Origin of the sequence: Micromonospora sp. CPCC 205558 (assembly GCF_036902955.1) — a bacterium.
Lineage (GTDB): Bacteria > Actinomycetota > Actinomycetes > Mycobacteriales > Micromonosporaceae > Micromonospora.
In genome coordinates, this window is record NZ_JBAKHR010000018.1 from 1 (window position 1) to 17,998 (window position 17,998).

The following is a 17,998-nucleotide window of genomic DNA, read 5'->3' on the forward strand; positions in this document are numbered from 1 at the left end:
GGCAGCGGCGGGGCGGGCAGCGGCGGGGCGGGCAGCGGCGGGGCGGGCAGCGGCGGGGCGGGCAGCGGCGGGGCGGGCAGCGGCGGGGCGGGCAGCGGCGGGGCGGGCAGCGGCGGGGCGGGCAGCGGCGGGGCGGGCGCGGGAGGCGTCAGCGGGGGCTTGCCCGGGTAAAGCACCTACGGGTCCACAGGTTGCCGCTCCTCCTCGGGACCGAGGGCGAGGCGGTCATCCGTTTCTACCGTGGATTGCAGACGCGGCGCACCGCCGCAGAGTGGGAGTACGACGATGAGTCGCAAACTGGTCCGACCCCGCGAGGGGCGCATGATCGCCGGTGTCTGCGCCGGCCTCGGGCGGCGGTTCGGCATGTCGACCGGAATGGTCCGACTGCTGTTCCTGCTGTCGTTGCTGCTGCCCGGCACACAGGTGATCGTCTACCTGATCCTGTGGGTGCTGATGCCGAACGAGGACCGCTACCTCGCCTCCACCGGACACTAATCTCGCCCCGCACGCCCCCGTAAGCAGAGATCTTGGACAGTTTCCGTTAGGCGCTAACGGAAACTGTCCAAGATTGCTTGTATCGCGGCAGCGCCGGCACCTCAAATGCGGCAAATCGGCGGTCGATCTCCGTCGGGGGGCGCTGGGGCCACGGGATCAGCCGCCACGGGACCGGCCGGATGGGACCCAGTCGCGCGGAACCAGCCACGCAGGACCAGCAGCGCGGAACCAGCCACGCAGGACCAGCAGCGCGGGACCAGCCGCCACCGGGACCAGCCGCGCGGACCCAACCCCACGGGAGCAGCCGCGCGGACCCAACCTCACGGGAGCAGCCGCCACCGGGCCCCGCCACGCAGGACCAGCCGCGCGAGATCGGCCGCGCGGGACAGCCGCAGGACCGACTGCCGCCGGGACCGGCCGCGCGGGACAGCCGCAGGACGGGCCGCGCGGGACCAGTCGCACGGAACCAGCCACGCAGGACCAGCCGCAGGACCAGCCGCAGGACGGGCCGCGCGGGACAGCCGCAGGACGGGCCGCGCAGGACCAGCAACGCGGGGCCGGCTGCGGGGGCAGCATGCGGGAGCGCCCGCCCCGATGGGGGCGGGGCGGGCGCTTCGGCGTACGGGGGTGGGGGAGGTCAGGGGGCGGTGTAGGTGATCGGGACCTGGTGGAAGCCGGGGGAGCGGAGCAGCCCCTCCAGCATCTTGCGGGTGTTCTCCTCGGCTCGGGCGGAGAGCCCGCTGTCCCGGGCGGCGGCGGTGATCCGGTCCTCGGCGAGCTGGTAGACCTGCTGCTGCCGGTTGGGGTCGTTGCCGACCAGGTCACCGAGTCGGTTGAGCAGGCCGCGCTGCTCGGCGAAGACGTAGCTCTTCTCCATGTCGAGGTTGGTCTCGCCGAACTGCGGCGCGGGCAGCTTGATCTCGACGGACTTGCCGTCGGCGGACTGGACGACAGCACCCTCACCGATCTTGGTGAAGTCGACGTAGGCCTCGACGCTGCCGGCACCGACGAACAGGGTGCGCTCGTTGAGTAGGAAGTCCGGAACGTTGCGCCGGTCGTTCTGCGTGTCGACCACGACCTGGAAGTTGCCTTCGGCGGCCACGTAGCGGCTGAGGTCCTGGATCGACTTCAGCAGCGGTGGCTGACTGCGGTCGGTCTGCTCCTTGGCGAACGGGTTGCGGAACTCCGGCAGGATGCCGGTCGCCTGGATACCGAGTAGCACGACCACGGCCAGCGCGGCGGCGCCGAGCAGCATGAGCAGACCTCGGGCCGCTCCACCGCCACCGCCGCCGGTGCCGTCGCCACCGGTCGTCGGACCACCGGGACCAGCCGGTCCGGCGGGGTCGTCGGGGCCCTCCGGGGTGTCCGCGGTCCACTCGGGTGTCGCTGTCGACCGCACCTTGAGGTCGTCACCGGTCGGGTAACCGGGGAACTCCCTCGTGGGCTCGTTGCTGCCAGCGTCGCGGGCCATCACGCTCACCGTCCTCGTCAGACACGTCGTCTGTCAATGACGGTACGGCCCCGATACGACAGTCGCGCGGCGAGCGCCAGGAAGTGACGAACGAGCAGGTCAGGCGAACGCGGAGAGCCCGGTGAGCCGCTGCCCGATGACCAGTTGGTGGATCTCCGAGGTGCCCTCGTAGGTCAGCACGCTCTCCAGGTTGTTGGCGTGCCGCATCACCGGATATTCGCCGGAGACGCCGTTGGCGCCGAGGATCGTGCGGCACTGCCTGGCGATGGCCAGTGCCTCCCGCACGTTGTTCAGTTTGCCCACGCTGACCTGCTCGGGCCGCAGCCGCTGAGCGTCGGCGAGCCGACCCAGGTGCAGCGCGAGCAGCTGCCCCTTCACCAGCTCGACGGCCATGTCGGCGAGCTTCGCCTGGGTGAGCTGGAAGCCGGCCAGTGGGCGACCGAACTGGGTGCGGGTGGTCGCGTACGCCAGTGTGGTTTCCAGGCAGTCGCGGGCCGCGCCGACCGCGCCCCAGACGATGCCGTAGCGGGCCTCGGTGAGGCAGCTCAGCGGCGCCTTGAGCCCGACCGCCTCGGGCAGTTGGGCGTCGGCCGGGAGCCGGACGTCGTCGAGCACGATCTCACCGGTCACCGACGCGCGCAGCGACATCTTGCGGCGGATCTCCCGGGCCGTGACGCCGGGCGTGTCCATGGGTACGGCGAAACCCCGTACGCCCTGGTCGGTGCGCGCCCAGATCACCGCGACGTCCGCGATCGGCGCGTTGGTGATCCACATCTTCCCGCCGGTGAGCACCCAGTCGTCGCCGTCGCGGCGGGCCCGGGTGGCCATCGAGGCGGGGTCGGAGCCGTGGTCCGGTTCGGTCAGGCCGAAGCAGCCGATCGCCTCACCGGTGGCCATCGACGGCAGCCAGCGTTGCTTCTGCTCCTCGCTGCCGTAGCGCCAGATGGCGTACATGGCGAGCGATCCCTGCACGGAGACCAGGGAGCGGACGCCGGAGTCGCCGGATTCCAGCTCCTGGCAGGCGAGCCCGTAGGCGACCGCGGAGGTGCCGGCGCAGCCGTAGCCGGTCAGGTGCATGCCGAGCAGGCCGAGTTTGCCGAACTCGCGGGCGAGCTCCCGGGCGGGCACCCGGCCGTCCTCGTACCAGTCGGCGACGTGGGGCCGCACCCGGTCGTCGACGAGTTGGCGGACGACGTCACGGACCTGCCGCTCCTCTTCGCTGAGCGACGGGTCCAGGTCGAGCAGGTCCAGCGGAGCGGTCATGGACGCCACCCTAACGAAGGTTCAGCGCGCGGAAGAAGGGCTCGTCACTCGATGGGCTCGGAGAGCACCAGCACCCGCGCGTGGATCTGGTTGCGCTGCTGGAGGGCGGCGCGCAGCGCCCGGTGCAGCCCGTCCTCCAGGTAGAGCCCGCCGTTCCACTGCACGACGTGCGGGAAGAGGTCACCGTAGAAGGTGGAATCCTCAGCGAGGAGCTTGTCCAGCGCCAGCTCACGCTTGGTGGTGATCATCTGATCCAGGCGCAGTGGCCGCGGCGGGATCTCCGCCCACTGCTTGAGCGTCAGATTGTGCTCCGGATAGGGACGCCCGTCCCGGACCGCTCTGAAGATCACGACGGCACGCTCCCCTCCCCGTGGCCGGGCCGACCGACGGCGCCGAGCCGGGCCGCGGCGGGCACCGCGCGGCGCGGCACCGATGACCGTGCCAGCCTAGCCGCCCAGCGCACGCTGCGTTCTGCTCCCTGATGTCAGTTTCGCTATCGCTCGTCCGATCCTCAACCGGACGAACGGGACGTCCGCCTCAGTTCCACCGGCCGCGCCGTACGACCTCGTCCATCGGGCGACGGCCACGGCGCAACGACGGTGACCGATGGTCAGCCGCCCGGTAACCGATTGTGACGGCACCGATGGGTTGATACTCCGCCGGCACGCCGAACGCGTCCCGGTAGGCGGTGAGCCGCTGCGGCGGAATGCCGAAGAAGCATGCCCCCAGTCCCTCGTCCACGGCGGTGAGCAGCATCAGCAACGCCGCGAAGCCGGCGTCCACGTGCCAGTACGGCACCGGCCACCGGTCCGTGGACTGATCCGTCCAGCCCTTGTCCGGTTCCGCGTACCGCCGCAGGTAGGCCGACTCGTTGGCGTGCGGCACCACGATCAGGGGTGCTCGGCGCATGCCCGCGAGCCAACGCTCCCGCCCACCCCCGTCGGGGGTGGTGGCAGTCCAGAACCGGTCCCGATCGGCCAGCTCCTCCAACACCAGGAAGCCCCAACCCTGGGCGAAGCCGGCCGACGGCGCGCGGACCGCGTGGTCGAGCAACCGGTCCACCACGTCGGGCGGGACCGGACGGTCCGGGTCGTAGTTGCGCACCATCCGCCGACGGCGGACGACCTCGGCGAACTCCATCAGGCGCCGGGGCGGATGCCCCAGGCACCTCGCCAGGTCGTGCCGGGCTTGAGCGTGAGCAGATCCTTGCCCGACCGGAACGCGTCCGGTGGGCAGGTCATCGGCTCGATCGCCACCGAGCGGCGGTGCCGCTCGCCGGTGAGGGCATCCCCGGTGAACACCTGCCACCAACCGAACTCGGCATCCGCCCAGATGCTCACCCCGGTCGAACCGTCCGGCGCGGAGAGGCTCACCGACGAACCGCCGTCGGCGTCCCGGATCACCTCACCGAAGCAGGAGTCCAGCACGGCCGCGCCGATCCGGCGAGGGCTGGTCCAGTCGTACTCGGTGCCGGTTACCGGGGTGACCCCCACCGGCAGCAGCCGACCGTCCACCAGCACCCGACTGCGGGTGGGCAGCCGCAGCACCAGGTCGTCCACCGCCACGCCCGGCAGTTGCAGGTACGGGTGCACGGAGAAGCCGAACGGGGCCAGCTCCGCGCCGATGTTGGTCACCTCGTGCTCGACGCGTAGCCCGTCCGCGTCGACGCTCCACCGGCTGCGCAGCCGCAGCGGCCACGGGTAGCCGAGCTGCGGCGGCAGGTCGTAGCCGACCGTCACCGCGTCCGCCGACTGCTCCAACAACTGCCACGGCACCCAGTTGACCAGCCCGTGGATGGCCACGTGCCGCTCCGGCTCGGTCAGTGCGAGCTGGTGCGCCCGCCCGCCGAACGAGTAGCGACCATCGCGGATCCGGTTCGGCCAGGGCGCCAGCACCTGCCCGGTGCAACCGGGGCAGACCTCGTCGGTCTGGTACCCGTCGACCAGGTCGACACCGTCGTGCCGGTACGTCCGGAGCCCACCGCCGACCTCCACGATGACAGCCTCGTGGCCGGCGGCGGCGATGGTCCACTGGGCGCCGGAGAACGGGCGCTGATCGGGGCTTTCCATGCCGGCGACCCTAACCGGTCAGGCCCTGTCGTCGCTCGACGCCGTCGCCGCCCGGTAGCGCAGCAGCGCCGGGAACGCGACAGCGAGCACCACCACGAGCACCGCGGAGGCGAGCCCACCGGCCACCCAGGCCACCCCGCCACCGAACCCGGCGGCCATGGTGCCGGCGCGCAGGTCGCCCAGGCGTGGGCCACCGGCCACCACGACCGTGTTGACGCCCTGGAGTCGGCCGCGCATCCGGTCCGGTGCGTAGACCAACAACATCGACTGGCGCAGCACCGCGCTGATCAGGTCGGCGGCGCCGGCCACGGCGAGCAGCACGACAATCAGCCAGAGCTGGTGGGCCAACCCCGCCGCCGCGATCGCCAGGCCCCAGCCGACCACCGCGAGCACCAGGCCGAGCCCCTGCCGGCGGATCCGACCGATCCAGCCGGAGGTCAGCCCACCGATCATCGAGCCGATCGCGATGGCGCTGTAGAGCAGGCCGACCGCGCCACCGCCGCCGAACCGCTCGTGGGCGATCTCCGGGAAGAGCGCCCGTGGCATGGCCAGGATCATCGCGATCAGGTCCACCCCGAAGGACAGCAGCAGGACCGGGGTGGTGGCCAGGTAGCGAAATCCGTCGATGACGCTGGCCAGACCGGCCCGCCGGGCCTGGCCGTCGGCGGTGGGCTCGGGCGGGAGCGAGGGCAGCCGTAGCGCGGCCCAGAGCATCGCGGTGAACAGCACCGCGTCCAGCCCGTACGCGATCGGGAGGACCACCGTGGTGTCCGGCGAGGCGGCGAGGATCAGGCCGGCGGCGAGCGGGCCGGCGACCGAGGCGGCGGTGAAGGTCGTGTAGTTCAGTGTGGACGCGGACACCACCAGGTCTTCCGGCACCAGCCGGGGCAGCATGGCGCTGCGGGCCGGCGAGCTGATCGCGAAGGCCACCGACTGCACCGCCATCAACGCCAGCAGCAGCACCGGGCTGCCCACGTTCAACAGCGCCTGGACCAGCAGGCCGAGGGTGGATGCCCAAAGCAACAATGAGCCACCGAGCAGCACCGCACGTCGGTCGCGGGCGTCGGCGACCGCGCCGCCCCAGAGCCCGAAGACCAGCAACGGTACGAAGGCAGCAACCCCCAGCAGGCCCACCCAGAACGAGTCCCGGGTCAGGGCGTACATCTCCACCGGCACCGCGACGGCGGTGAACTGGAAGCCGAACATCGCCACCGTGTTGCCGAGCCAGAGCCGCCGGTACGCCGGAACCCGCAGCGGACGCACGTCGATCGCCCAGCGGCGCGCTGCGCGCGGCCGGGTCTCCTGCACCCCCGTCACGGCGCCAACCGCTCGACGATCCAGCCACCCTCGTCGAGGCGACGGAAGCGGAGCCGGTCGTGCAGCCGGCCGGCCCGACCCTGCCAGAACTCCACCGACTCGGGTTGGACCCGCAGCCCACCCCAGTGCGACGGGGTGGGGATGTCGGCCCGACCGGCGAACCGCTCGGCCGCCTCCCGGTACCGATCCTCCAGCACCGCCCGGCCCGACACGACCTGCGACTGCGGGCTGGCCCAGGCACCCAGTTGGGAGCCACGCGGTCGACTGGCGAAGTACGCCTCGCTCGTCGCGCGGTCGATGTGCGCGACCCGCCCGGCGACCACCACCTGACGCTGCATGGGAAACCACGGAAAGACCAGGCTGGCGTACGGGTTGGCGGTCGCCTCGACGCCCTTGCGCGACAGGTGGTTGGTGTAGAAGACGAAGCCCTCCGGGTCGTACCCCTTCAGCAGCACCGTCCGCCCGCTCGGCCGGCCGGCCGAGTCGGCGGTGCCCACCACCATGGCGTTCGGTTCGGGCAGCCCGAAGGCCACCGCGTCGGCGAACCAGCTGTCGAACTGGGTGTGCCAGTCGACGGCCAGGTCAGCTTCGGTCAGGCCCAGGTCCGCGGCGTACTCGTTACGCATCGCGGCCGGGGCGGGTGTGTCACCCGTCACGTCCCCACTCCTTCTCGGGGGCCCCGCCAGCACCCTCCCGCGCTGGCCAGCGCACCCTGCCCAGTCTCACTGAGCGGAGCGGAGAATGCGCGTCCGGGGATGTCGCGTGCAGCACAGTCGCAGCGGGTCGCGTATCCCTTACTCAGCAGGCAGTATGTTCCGAACACATCCCTGAGGGTTGCCTAAGGCGCTCGGCCGATCGGGCCGGATGAGCGATCGGGCGCACCGACCAGATCCAGGAGAGCGACATGGCCGATTTCAAACCCGGGCTGGAGGGCGTCGTCGCCTTCGAGACCGAGATCGCCGAACCTGACCGTGAGGGCGGCGCGCTGCGCTATCGCGGAGTCGACATCGAGGATCTGATCGGCCAGGTGTCGTTCGGTAACGTCTGGGCGCTGCTGGTCGACGGCCGGTTCGGGCCGGGCCTGCCGCCGGCGGAGCCGTTCCCGGTGCCGGTGCACTCCGGTGACATCCGCGTCGACGTGCAGTCCGCGGTCGCCATGCTGGCCCCGTACTGGGGCCTCGACCAACTGCTGGACATCTCCGACGAGCAGGCCCGTGAGGATCTCGCCCGGGTCTCGGTGACCGCGCTCTCGTTCGTCGCCCAGTCCGCTCGCGGCCTCGGCCTGCCGGCGGTGCCGCAGAAGGAGATCGACAAGGCGCAGACCATCGTCGAGCGGTTCATGAAGCGCTGGCGCGGCGAGCCCGACCCGCGGCACGTCAAGGCCGTCGACGCGTACTTCATCTCGGCCGCCGAGCACGGCCTGAACGCGTCCACCTTCACCGCTCGCATCGTCGCCTCCACCGGGGCGGACGCGGCTGCCTGCATCTCCTCCGGCATCGGCGCCCTCTCCGGCCCGCTGCACGGCGGCGCCCCGTCCCGGGTGCTCAGCATGCTGGAGGCGGTGGAGCGCAGCGGCGACGCGGAGGGCTACGTCAAGGGCGTCCTGGACCGCGGCGAGCGGTTGATGGGCTTCGGCCACCGTGTCTACCGTGCCGAGGACCCGCGCGCCCGGGTGCTCCGGCGCACGGCCAAGGAGCTGGGCGCGCCACGCTTCGAGATCGCCGAGGCGCTGGAGAAGGCCGCCCTCGCCGAGCTTCAGGCCCGCCGCCCGGACCGGGTGCTGGCCACCAACGTCGAGTTCTGGTCGGCCGTGGTGCTGGACTTCGCCGAGGTGCCGGCGCACATGTTCACCTCGATGTTCACCTGTGCCCGGATGGGCGGCTGGAGCGCGCACATCCTGGAGCAGAAGCGCCTCCAGCGGCTGGTCCGCCCGTCCGCCCGCTACGTCGGCCCGGAGACCCGCAAGCCGTCCGACGTCGAGGGCTGGGCGGCCATTCCGCACGGCGTCTGAGCGGTAGGTAAGGGCCCTTCTCCGACGCCGGGCGTCGGGGAGGGGCCCTTTTCTGCGGCTGCCCGTGCCGACTGTGGCGAAGGACTCAGGCCGACCGCCGGGACCCCGCCCATCGGCGTCCGGTCCGGGTGCGAGGATGAGGGCCGGCAGTGTCGCCGGGCCCGCCCTCGCCCTTGCGGAAGGATCTTCAAGACCGTGGCTGACGCACCGATCATCCGGATTCCCGATGAGATCAAGCCCGCCGACGGACGCTTCGGCTGCGGCCCGTCCAAGGTCCGCCCGGCGGCGGTGTCCGCTCTCGCCGAGGTCGCGACCACCTACCTTGGCACTTCGCACCGGCAGAAGACGGTCCGTGACCAGGTGGCCCGGCTGCGCTCCGGCATCGCCGAGTTCTTCTCGCTGCCCGAGGGCTACGAGGTGGTGATCGGCAACGGTGGCACCACCGCGTTCTGGGAGGTCGCCACCTTCGGCCTGATCCGCGACCGGGCCCAGTTCGCCAGCTTCGGCGAGTTCGGCGCCAAGTTCGCCAAGTCGGTCAAGGACGCCCCGTTCCTGGGTGAGCCGACCGTCCGCAAGGCCGACGCGGGCAGCGCCCCGACCCTGGTCGCCGAGTCCGGCGTGGACGCGTACGCGACGCCGCAGAACGAGACCTCGACAGGTGTGGCCGTTCCGATCAGCCGGGTGGCCGGGGCCGACGAGGGCGCCCTGCTGCTGGTCGACGCGACCTCCGGCGCGGGTGGCCTGGAGGTCAACGTCGGCGAGACCGACGTCTACTACTTCGCTCCGCAGAAGTGCTTCGGCTCCGACGGTGGTCTCTGGCTGGCCCTGATGTCCCCGGCCGCACTGGACCGGGCCGCCGAGATCAAGGCGTCCGGGCGCTACATCCCCGCCTTCCTCGACCTGGTCACCGCGATCGACAACTCGCGGCTGGAGCAGACCTACAACACCCCGGCGCTGGCCACCATCTTCCTGGCCGCCGAGCAGACCGACTGGATGAACGTGCAGGGCGGTCTGGCCTGGGCGGCGAAGCGCACCGCCGAGAGCGCGGCCGCGGTCTACGGCTGGGCCGAGCGGTCCAGCGTGGCCACCCCGTTCGTCACCGACCCGGCGCTGCGCTCCAACGTGGTCGCCACCATCGACTTCGCCGACGGGGTGGACGCCACGGCGATCGCCAAGGCGCTGCGCGCCAACGGCATCGTCGACACCGAGCCCTACCGCAAGCTCGGTCGCAACCAGTTGCGGGTGGCGCTGTTCCCGGCCGTCGAGCCGGCCGATGTCGAGGCGCTGACCGCGTCCATCGACTACGTGGTCGAGCGACTCTGAGGTTCGTCACGGTCGGTGTCCGTGGGGGCCTCCACGGACACCGACCGTGATCATCGCCGCAGCTCAGTCACGACATGCGGGGTGTCGCTTCCCCCACCCCGAGACAGATGCGCGTACGGTGGTCCGAGACGCCTGGGTGGCCGACTCGTGGTGTGCGGCCAGCGAAGCGGGACGGAGGCAACGTTATGCGCCCAGTACGCTTCGTCGCCCTCTCCGAGGACGGCCAGGCGCTGGTGCTCGCCGACGAGGTTGGGCGCCTCCTCGCCCTGCCGATCGACGAACGCATCGCCGGTGTGATGCACCCGGAGCCGGGTGCCCCACCGCTCGCGGTAGCACCGAGCACCGTCGACCCGGTTCCCTCACTGTCCCCTCGGGACATCCAGGCCCGCATCCGCTCCGGTGAGTCCGCGGAAGACGTCGCCCGGATCGCCGGGGTGCCGGTCGACCGGGTGCTGCGCTATGCCGGCCCGGTGTTGCAGGAGCGGGCGATGCTCGCCCAGCACGCCCGGCGCACCCGACTCAAGGGCGCGGAGAAGCCCACCCCGCTCGCCGAGGTGGTCAACGGCCGGTTGAGCCAGCACGGCATCGACACCGAAAAGATCTCCTGGGACGCGTACCGGCGTGACGACGGCACCTGGCGGATCATCGCCACCTGGCCGTCGGGCAAGGCCACCGCGCAGGCCATCTGGGACATGGACAAGGCCCGGCAGGTGGTCACGCCGCACGACGACATGGCGCAGTACCTGTGCGCCGAGCGGCCCACGCCGATCCTCGGCCAGGAGCCGGCACCGGAGCGGGGCGGGCATGCCCTGCCGGGTCCGTCGCGTGGTGAGCCGAGCCGTGGTGGGCACGGGTTGCCGGCGGCGTCCGAGCACCCGCGCCCTGGCCGTGATCCGATCCGGGCCGGTCGCGACGCGCTGCTCGCCTCCCTGGACCGTCCGCTCGGCGGTTCGTCGGGTCGCGGGCTGGAGCCGCGTACCCCGGCTGCCCTTGCCGGGTCGGACGCGCCCCGGCAGCGGCCGGTCGGTGGAGGTGCGGCCGCGCTACTCGGCGGTGGTCAGGGCTCGGCCTTCGACGACGATTCGGACGCGCCCAAGGAGGTGCCGGCCGTGCCGTCGCTGGCGGTGCTGCGGCCCCGCCGGACGGGCGCTGCGGCGGCCGCCGGCGGCGAGTCCACCGACGCCAACGGCAAGCCACGCAAGCGGCTGCCGAGCTGGGACGACGTGCTCTTCGGCAGCGGCCCGGCCGCCCGCGAGTCCTCCTGACGCTTCCGCGTTGACGGGTGACAGTGCGTCACCCGTCAGCGCGGGCGTTCGGACCTCACCGAATGTCTCCGACGCCTTCGCGATGAGGGGTGGCGACCCCGCGCACGGCCTCGGCGACAGCGCGGAAGTCCTTCTTGAGGATCGCCCCGTGGTTACTGGCGACCTTTGCCCCGATGGTGATGTGCGGGTTGCGGACGGTCACCGCGTCGAGGCTGGTGCGGATCTGCTCCTGTTCGTTCCCACGACTGCCGAGGGACGTTCCCGAGGCGACCACGTACCGCACCGGGACGCTGATGGCGTCCAGCACCGGGCCCAGTTCGCGCTCGCGGGAGAGTTCGCCGAGTTCGATGTTGCTGTCCGCCATCTGGTCGGCGTTCATCCGCGGGGTCAGGCCGGTCGGGCGCAGCAGCGGCATGAACAGGTTCATCCGTCGGAACATCTTGCGGATCCGCTGCGCCATGGCCTCGTCGAGCCAGTCGTGTGGGAAGGCGCCGTCGACCAGGACCGCGCCCAGGGCCCGCTCCGGGTTCCGGTTGGCCCAGTGCGCCCCGACCACCGCCCCGTAGGACCAGCCCACCGGCACCGCCCGGGCCACCCCCCGGGCGGCGAGAACGGCGTCGACGTCGCGGACGGCCGCCTCGAACGAGTAGTCGGCTGAACGCTTCGACTTCCTGCCGCGGGCCCGCTCGTCGTAGGTGATGTGCCGGAATTCGGTACCCAGCTCGGCGATGACCCGCCGCCAGTAGCCCTGGGTGGCGAACTGGCCGTTGAGGTAGACCACCGGGATGCCGGGGCCGCCGGTGTCGGTGACGGCCAGGGCCGTGTCGTCGACCGGCACCATGCCGGTCCATGCCGAACTGGTCGAGGACGTGTTGTTGTTCGTCATCGCGATCCGTCCTTTTCAGAGGCTGCGGGCGTTGATATCGCCCTGCAGGGTGCTGGCGTGGATGTCGAGCTCGACGGTGCCGTCGTTCTTGAGGGCGTTGCTGACGCGGCCGTGGCCGGTGCCGGCGTCCAGGGCGGCCGAGACGCCAGCCGCCGCCGCGACCGAGATGTCGCCGGACTGGGTACGGAGGACGACCCGGCCGCGCATGGCCTCGGCGACCCTGATGTCACCCCGCGCGGTGCTGATCTCGGCGGGGCCGTTGAGCCGGCCGATCTCGACGTCGCCGTCGATCGCGGTGAGGCGGACACTCGCTGCTTCGTCAATCTTGATTTGCCGGTACGCCCCGTCGAAGGCGACGTCGCCGAGGCGGCCGACGCCCCGAAGTTCGGCGCTGGCGGCCCTGGCCTCGACGTGGGAGCCTGCGGGCACCCGGACGGTGACCTCCAGAGAGCCGGAGGGGCCGAAGAGCTTGTTGATGGGACGTGCGGTCGTGATGCGCAGGACGCCGTCGGCGTAGGCAACGGTGGTCTGCTCGGCGGCCCTCGTGTCGCTGCTCTTGGCGGGGTCGGCCGGGAGAACCTCGACGGTGGTGTCGGCGCGGTCCGCGGCGATGAGCTGGATGCGTCCGGCGGGGATGTCCAGGACGGCGGAGACGGGGGCGGGTGTGTCGAACGTCTGCATCGCGCTCTCCCAGGTTGGTGCTTGTTTCTGATATGGGAAACGCTACGTTGCTTTCCACTTTTTGCAACAGCCTTGTTGCAGCCCAAGGGTATTTGGGCAGCTCAGGTTGGTGAGATTGTTGCAACCGCCTTGAATCTAATGCAACGCTATTTCACGTCGCCGTTGCATTGACGTGCGGGTTAACGCTATGGTGGCGCACGTCGAGGGGCGCCGCCCTACGGGGACCATGAGGGAGATCGCGATGCCGGGAGGCAGGCTCACCCAGCAGGAACGCCAACAGATCGCGCTGGGGCTGGCCGACAGCCTCCCCTACGCCGAGATCGCCCGACGCCTCGACCGTCCCACCTCGACGGTCACGCGCGAGGTGATGCGCAACGGCGGCCCCACCGGCTACCGCGCCGATCTGGCCCATCACGCGACCGAGCGCCGCGCCCACCGGCGCAGGCCCGCCCCTTCCCGTGGTGCCGAGGCGGCCCCGCGACAGGACGGACGCGACACCCAGGCCGTGGCCGACTACGAGGAGGCGTTCACCACCGTCCTCATGGCCTCCGGTCTGAACAAGATGGGGGCCCGAGTGTTGACCAACCTGTTCCTCACCGACTCAGGCAGCCTCACCGCGTCTGAACTCGCCCGGCGCCTCCAGGTCAGCCCGGCGTCGATCTCCAAGGCGATCACCTTCCTGGAGAGCCAGAGCCTCGTCCGCCGCGAACGCGACGAACGCCGTCGCGACCGCTACGTCGTCGACGACGACCTCTTCTACCAGGCGACGATCGCCAGTGCCCGGGCCAACGACCATCTCGTCGCGACCGCACGCCAGGGTGTCGTTCTCCTCGGCGCGCACACCCCCGCCGCCGCCCGACTGGAGAACATCGCCCGCTTCCTCGATTTCATCAGCGAGAGCATCACCCGCGCCGCCGAACAGGCCCGCGAGGTTCTCCGCAGCGGGCATTCCACAGCGACCAGCCACATGCCGCCGGGTCACAGCGACCAAGCGGCGATCCGCTCGTAGCGCGGTCGGCCGTCGCCGAGGTGGCTGCGCACCAGCAGCAGCTTCGACGCCGGCCACGATGGCCCTTCGTACCCGTCCAGGCTGGCCCGGTCGGCCTCGACGTCGGCCGGGTCCATCCGGTCACCGGGCCGGGCGACGGTCAGGTGCGGCCGAAACGGTCGCACAGCATGCGGCCGTTCAGCGGTGCCGCTGCCAGAGCCCGGCCCGGGCCGCCGGAAGAGCCAGCCCGGCGGCGTGCAGCACGCCCTCCACCCGGACCCGCTCGATCTCCTGGTCGACGCCCTCCAACTCGGCGAGGTGCTCGGTGACGCCGAGCGCACGGCAGGCGAGGCGAAGCCGGTCGTCGTACGCCTGGAGCAGCGCGCTGTGCCAGACCATCGATCGGCCGGTGCCGCCGATCCGCTGACCGCCGAGCCGGCGCAGGTCGGCGGCGAGCTGCTCCAGCGGCCGACGGTCAGCGCTGTCGAACTCGCTGAGGTCGATGTCCCGGGTCAACGCGTCGGCCTCGACGGCCCGGTCGAGACGGGCGATCGTGCGCTTCTCCCGCCGGCGGTCACGCCACTCGGACCAGCCGCAGACCACCCGGTCGACGATCTCGTCATAGCAGAAGAGCAGGGCGAAGGCCGCCGGCAGAATGGCCACGGCAAGGAACGCCAGGGCCAGCATCAGCGCGCGTCCAACCTCCACGTATCGACGCTAAGCCCCACCGTGCCACCCCGCCAGCGGTTTGGCCGCATCCGCGCGATCCGCGCATCCGGACGCGGCCGGACCACGCCCTAAACCTCAGCAGTCGGTCGAGGTGACGTAGAAACGGGGCATCGGCAGCACCCGGAAGCGCAGCCGGGCACCGGAGTGACGCAGCTGCCAGGTGAGGGCGAGCAGCGCGGCGGCGAGCGAGATGAGCCCGCCCATCCAGATGCTGGCACCGGCACCGAAGTGCTCCGCGACCCAGCCGATCAGCGGCGCGCCGACCGGGTTGGTCCCCAGGAACACCAGCACCCACAGGGCCATCACCCGCCCCCGGAAGGCCGCGTCCACACCCAGCTGGACCCGCTGGTTGGCAGCCTGGGCGAAGAAGACCATGAAGAAGCCGGTCGGCACCAGCAGCGTCACGACCAACCAGTACGCCGAGGCGAGCCCGACCAGGGTGCCGAAGCTGGCGCAGGCGATCGCCGCGCCCAGCACCAGCCAGACCGACGGGCGACTACGCCGACCGGTGCCGCTGAGCGCGCCACCGAGTGCGCCGACGGCCAGGGCGGTGCTGAACAGGCCGAAGGACGCGGCCCCGGTGTGGAAGACCGTCTTGGCCAACGCGGCCAGCGTGAGCTGGAAGTTGAACAGCGACATGCCGATCACCGACATGACAGCCATCGGCAGCAGCAGGTCGGGGCGGCGCCACACGTACCGCAGACCGTCGACCACCTTCGCGGACGCCCGCTCGTCGCGCGGAAGCAGGGCGTCGCGGTGCAGCTCGGACGTACGCATCCGAACCACGTTGACCAGCGGCGCGATCGAACTGAGCGCGGTGAAGAGGAAGACCGGGCCCACGTTGAAGGCGGCGATGGCCAGACCGGCGACGGCCGGGCCCACGATCCGGGCGGAGTTGAACACGGCGGCGTTGAGCGACAGCGCGTTGGGCAGCAGGGGCGTGCCGACGAGTTCGGAGACGAACGCCTGACGCACCGGGGTCTCCACGGCGTTGGCGGTGCCGAGCAGCGCGGCGAAGGCGAACACGTGCCAGAGCTGAACAAGGTCGGTGAGGACCAGCAGGGACATGCCGAGCGCCAGCAGGCTCCAGAAGGCATTGGCGACGAAGAGCAGCACCCGCTTGTCGTACCGGTCGGCGAGTCGGCCGGAGAGCAGGGTGAGCAGGAGCACCGGGGTGAACTGGCAGGCGGTGACCACGCCGAGCGCGGTCGCCGAGTTGTTGGAGAGGTCGAGGACGAGCCAGTCCTGGGCGATGAACATCATCCAGACGCCGATCAGCTTGATCAGCTGCCCGGATGCGAAGAGGCGGTAGTTGCGGACCTGTAGGGACTGGAACATCGTGCTCAGCTTTGCCTGCACTCTTGGTGCGCCTCCTTCAGGACGTACACGTCATCGACAGGTGACGGCACGGACCCGGTGGCGCGGGTGCGTCTCAGGCGCGAGCGAGCTGCTGAAGAATCTCGGCGGCCCTCTGCAGGGTCTCCCGTTCGTCCTCGTCGAGTGCTGCCAGCCGGTGGGCCAGCCACTCGTCGCGGGCCCGCTCGAACTGGTCGAGCACGGCCTGCCCTCCTTCGGTCGCCGCGAGGATGACCTGCCGCCCGTCGGTCGGATGGGGTGTCCGCCGCACGAGGCCGCGGTCCTCCAACTTCCCGACGATCTTGGTCATCGTCGGTGGCTGCACCCGCTCCACGTCGGCCAGTTCCCGGGGGGTCATCGCGCCCGCCAGCCGCAGGCTGGTGAGCGCGGAGACCTGGGTGACCGTGAGGTCGCCGACCGGCCGGGCTTGTCGGACCCGTCGGTTGAGTCGGGTGATCGCATCACGCAGCTGGGGAGCCAGCTGCGCCGGTGGCACGCGTTTCGCCGTCACCGTCCGCTCCGTCACAGTAGTTAGCTTAACTAATGAGCATGGCTAACGACATCCGTTATGACCAGGCTCACGAGGGGATTCAGATGGTACGGGCGGGGAATCCTGACCGACTCCCCGCCCGGACGCGCCTCAGAGCACCAGGGACTCGATCGGCCCCCGCAGGAAGTACAGCACGAACAGCGCGGCCACCCCGTACAGCAACGGGTGAACCTCCCGTGCCTTGCCCCGCGCCAGCTTGACCACCACGAAGGTGATCAGACCAGCGCCGATCCCGTTGGAGATCGAGTAGGTGAACGGCATCAGCACGATGGTGAGGAACGCCGGAATGGCGATCTCATAGTCGGACCAGTCGATGGTCCGCACGGCGGTCATCATCAGGAAACCCACCACCACCAGGGCCGTCGACGCCGCCTCGAACGGCACGATCACGACCAGCGGCGCCAGGAACATCGCGAGCAGGAAGAGCACGCCGGTGACCAGGTTGGCCACGCCGGTCCGCGCACCCTCCGCGACACCGGCGGCACTCTCGATGTACGACGTGTTGCTGGAGGTGCTGGCCGCACCGCCGGCCGCCGCGGCGATCGAGTCGACCAGCAGGATCTCCTTGGCCTTCGGCGGGGTGCCCTGCTCGTCGAGCAGGCCACCCTCCTGGCCGACAGCGACCATCGTGCCCATGGTGTCGAAGAAGTCCGTGATCAACAGCGTGAAGATGAACATCAGCACGACCAGCCAACCGGCCCGGCCCCACGAGTCGAGCACGTTGAACTTGCCGAGCAACGACAGATCCGGCAGGTCGACCACCGTCTTCGGCAGCTCCGGCACGTTCAGCGACCAACCCTTCGGGTTGGGCTGACCGTTGACGAACGACGGACCGATGTTGCCGATCGCCTCCACGATCACCGCCAGCACCGTCGAGGCGAGGATGCCGATCAGGATCGCGCCCTTCACCCGACGGACCACCAGCACCAGCGTGATCAGCAGACCGACGACGAAGACCAGCATCGGCCAGCTCACCAACTTGCCGCCGATGCCCAGGCCGACCGGAACGGTGGTGTTGGCCGCGTCCGGGATGCGCCGGACGAAGCCGGCGTCCACCAGGCCGATGATGGTCAGGAACAGGCCGATGCCGACCCCGATCGCGGTCTTCATCTGGGTCGGCACCGAGCGGAACACCGCGGTCCGCAGACCGGTCAGCACCAGCACCGCGATGATCAGACCCTCGATCACCACCAGGCCCATCGCGTCGGCCCAGGTCATCTCGGGAGCGATCTCGTACGCCACCAGGGCGTTGACACCCAGCCCGGCGGCGAGCGCCAGCGGGAACCGGCCCACCACACCCATCAGGATGGTCATCAGGCCGGCGACCAGCGCGGTCGCGGCAGCCAGCGCGGGGATGGGGAGGCTCTTGCCGTCACCGTCGACGGCACCGCCCAGGATCAGCGGGTTGAGCACCACGATGTACGCCATCGTGAAGAAGGTCGCCAGGCCACCGCGTACCTCACGGCTCAGCGTCGAGCCACGGGCGGAAATCTCGAAGAACCGGTCGAAACCGTTACGCGGATGAGCGGGGTTGGGAGGTGTGCCGTTCTCGGGCGGCGCTACTGCCATCAAGACCTCGCAGGTGATCTTCCGG

At 70.9% G+C, this 17,998-nt stretch carries 19 protein-coding genes; 5 read left to right on the forward strand and 14 right to left on the reverse strand.

Going from position 1 to position 17,998, the window contains the following annotated elements; all coding sequences use genetic code 11:
* The first annotated feature begins 285 nt into the window (after window positions 1–285).
* Complete coding sequence (locus tag V6U86_RS20505; protein ID WP_334505470.1) at window positions 286–495, forward strand: PspC domain-containing protein; 210 nt, start codon at window positions 286–288, stop codon at window positions 493–495.
* 637 nt (window positions 496–1,132) lie between these two features.
* Here V6U86_RS20505 and V6U86_RS20510 read toward each other — a convergent pair.
* The 7 genes from V6U86_RS20510 to pdxH form a co-directional block, all read right to left on the reverse strand.
* Entirely contained in the window at window positions 1,133–1,966 is an 834-nt protein-coding gene (locus V6U86_RS20510) for a DUF4230 domain-containing protein (protein WP_334505471.1), read from the reverse strand.
* A gap of 99 nt (window positions 1,967–2,065) precedes the next feature.
* Window positions 2,066–3,229 carry an acyl-CoA dehydrogenase family protein gene (locus V6U86_RS20515; protein WP_334505472.1) on the reverse strand — a complete coding sequence of 388 codons (1,164 nt, stop codon included), beginning with the start codon at window positions 3,227–3,229 and terminating at the stop codon, window positions 2,066–2,068.
* A 44-nt stretch (window positions 3,230–3,273) separates the two neighbouring features.
* Window positions 3,274–3,579, reverse strand: a complete 306-nt coding sequence (locus V6U86_RS20520) for a type II toxin-antitoxin system VapB family antitoxin (RefSeq protein WP_030329612.1) — start codon at window positions 3,577–3,579, stop codon at window positions 3,274–3,276.
* Window positions 3,580–3,766: 187 nt separating this feature from the next.
* Complete coding sequence (locus tag V6U86_RS20525) at window positions 3,767–4,369, reverse strand: nitroreductase family protein (RefSeq protein WP_334505473.1); 603 nt, start codon at window positions 4,367–4,369, stop codon at window positions 3,767–3,769.
* Entirely contained in the window at window positions 4,369–5,298 is a 930-nt protein-coding gene (locus V6U86_RS20530) for an aldose 1-epimerase family protein (protein ID WP_334505474.1), read from the reverse strand. Before V6U86_RS20530 ends, V6U86_RS20525 begins: the two co-directional genes overlap by 1 nt.
* 18 nt (window positions 5,299–5,316) lie before the next feature.
* Window positions 5,317–6,615, reverse strand: a complete 1,299-nt coding sequence (locus V6U86_RS20535; protein WP_334505475.1) for an MFS transporter — start codon at window positions 6,613–6,615, stop codon at window positions 5,317–5,319.
* A complete protein-coding gene (gene pdxH / locus V6U86_RS20540) occupies window positions 6,612–7,241 on the reverse strand; it encodes a pyridoxamine 5'-phosphate oxidase (protein WP_334505615.1) in 630 nt (209 codons plus the stop codon). The genes V6U86_RS20535 and pdxH overlap by 4 nt, the downstream gene beginning before the upstream one ends.
* 278 nt (window positions 7,242–7,519) lie before the next feature.
* Here pdxH and V6U86_RS20545 point away from each other — a divergent pair, with 278 nt between their 5' ends.
* The 3 genes from V6U86_RS20545 (at window position 7,520) to sepH (ending at window position 11,214) form a co-directional block, all read left to right on the forward strand.
* Window positions 7,520–8,626, forward strand: coding sequence for a citrate synthase 2 (locus V6U86_RS20545; RefSeq protein WP_210792504.1), 1,107 nt, complete (start codon window positions 7,520–7,522; stop codon window positions 8,624–8,626).
* Window positions 8,627–8,821: 195 nt separating this feature from the next.
* Window positions 8,822–9,949, forward strand: coding sequence for a phosphoserine transaminase (gene serC, locus V6U86_RS20550; protein ID WP_334505476.1), 1,128 nt, complete (start codon window positions 8,822–8,824; stop codon window positions 9,947–9,949).
* A gap of 185 nt (window positions 9,950–10,134) precedes the next feature.
* Entirely contained in the window at window positions 10,135–11,214 is a 1,080-nt protein-coding gene (sepH, locus tag V6U86_RS20555; protein WP_334505477.1) for a septation protein SepH, read from the forward strand.
* Window positions 11,215–11,269: 55 nt separating this feature from the next.
* On the opposite strand, the gene V6U86_RS20560 is transcribed toward sepH, so the two are convergent.
* Window positions 11,270–12,100: an alpha/beta fold hydrolase gene (locus tag V6U86_RS20560; RefSeq protein WP_334505478.1), complete on the reverse strand. Its 831-nt coding sequence runs from the start codon at window positions 12,098–12,100 to the stop codon at window positions 11,270–11,272.
* Between the two features lie 15 nt (window positions 12,101–12,115).
* Window positions 12,116–12,781 (reverse strand): DUF4097 family beta strand repeat-containing protein, encoded by a 666-nt coding sequence (locus V6U86_RS20565; protein WP_334505479.1) that lies wholly within the window; start codon window positions 12,779–12,781, stop codon window positions 12,116–12,118.
* Between the two features lie 241 nt (window positions 12,782–13,022).
* On the opposite strand from V6U86_RS20565, the gene V6U86_RS20570 reads away from it, so the two are divergent.
* Window positions 13,023–13,790: a GbsR/MarR family transcriptional regulator gene (locus tag V6U86_RS20570; protein WP_334505480.1), complete on the forward strand. Its 768-nt coding sequence runs from the start codon at window positions 13,023–13,025 to the stop codon at window positions 13,788–13,790.
* Here V6U86_RS20570 and V6U86_RS20575 read toward each other — a convergent pair.
* From V6U86_RS20575 to V6U86_RS20595, 5 genes are all read right to left on the reverse strand, one after another.
* Window positions 13,760–13,954, reverse strand: a complete 195-nt coding sequence (locus V6U86_RS20575) for a 2'-5' RNA ligase family protein (RefSeq protein ID WP_442934981.1) — start codon at window positions 13,952–13,954, stop codon at window positions 13,760–13,762. The genes V6U86_RS20570 and V6U86_RS20575 overlap by 31 nt on opposite strands.
* A 13-nt stretch (window positions 13,955–13,967) precedes the next feature.
* On the reverse strand, window positions 13,968–14,477 hold the full coding sequence (locus V6U86_RS20580; RefSeq protein ID WP_334505481.1) for a hypothetical protein: 510 nt from the start codon (window positions 14,475–14,477) through the stop codon (window positions 13,968–13,970).
* Between the two features lie 96 nt (window positions 14,478–14,573).
* Window positions 14,574–15,857 carry an MFS transporter gene (locus tag V6U86_RS20585; protein ID WP_334505482.1) on the reverse strand — a complete coding sequence of 428 codons (1,284 nt, stop codon included), beginning with the start codon at window positions 15,855–15,857 and terminating at the stop codon, window positions 14,574–14,576.
* Window positions 15,858–15,930: 73 nt separating this feature from the next.
* The gene (locus V6U86_RS20590) at window positions 15,931–16,380 is read right to left on the reverse strand and encodes a MarR family winged helix-turn-helix transcriptional regulator (protein ID WP_334505483.1); all 450 of its coding nucleotides are present in this window, start codon (window positions 16,378–16,380) and stop codon (window positions 15,931–15,933) included.
* 114 nt (window positions 16,381–16,494) lie between these two features.
* Window positions 16,495–17,973: an NCS2 family permease gene (locus tag V6U86_RS20595; protein ID WP_334505617.1), complete on the reverse strand. Its 1,479-nt coding sequence runs from the start codon at window positions 17,971–17,973 to the stop codon at window positions 16,495–16,497.
* Between the last annotated feature and the right edge of the window lie 25 nt (window positions 17,974–17,998).

Bases quoted from the DNA above. Each gene is read 5' to 3' on its own strand.
- V6U86_RS20505 (WP_334505470.1), top strand. From the start codon at position 286: ATGAGTCGCAAACTGGTCCGACCCCGCGAGGGGCGCATGATCGCCGGT.
- V6U86_RS20510 (WP_334505471.1), bottom strand. From the start codon at position 1,966: ATGGCCCGCGACGCTGGCAGCAACGAGCCCACGAGGGAGTTCCCCGGT.
- V6U86_RS20515 (WP_334505472.1), bottom strand. From the start codon at position 3,229: ATGACCGCTCCGCTGGACCTGCTCGACCTGGACCCGTCGCTCAGCGAA.
- V6U86_RS20525 (WP_334505473.1), bottom strand. From the start codon at position 4,369: ATGGAGTTCGCCGAGGTCGTCCGCCGTCGGCGGATGGTGCGCAACTAC.
- V6U86_RS20530 (WP_334505474.1), bottom strand. From the start codon at position 5,298: ATGGAAAGCCCCGATCAGCGCCCGTTCTCCGGCGCCCAGTGGACCATC.
- pdxH (WP_334505615.1), bottom strand. From the start codon at position 7,241: ATGCGTAACGAGTACGCCGCGGACCTGGGCCTGACCGAAGCTGACCTG.
- V6U86_RS20545 (WP_210792504.1), top strand. From the start codon at position 7,520: ATGGCCGATTTCAAACCCGGGCTGGAGGGCGTCGTCGCCTTCGAGACC.
- sepH (WP_334505477.1), top strand. From the start codon at position 10,135: ATGCGCCCAGTACGCTTCGTCGCCCTCTCCGAGGACGGCCAGGCGCTG.
- V6U86_RS20560 (WP_334505478.1), bottom strand. From the start codon at position 12,100: ATGACGAACAACAACACGTCCTCGACCAGTTCGGCATGGACCGGCATG.
- V6U86_RS20565 (WP_334505479.1), bottom strand. From the start codon at position 12,781: ATGCAGACGTTCGACACACCCGCCCCCGTCTCCGCCGTCCTGGACATC.
- V6U86_RS20570 (WP_334505480.1), top strand. From the start codon at position 13,023: ATGCCGGGAGGCAGGCTCACCCAGCAGGAACGCCAACAGATCGCGCTG.
- V6U86_RS20595 (WP_334505617.1), bottom strand. From the start codon at position 17,973: ATGGCAGTAGCGCCGCCCGAGAACGGCACACCTCCCAACCCCGCTCAT.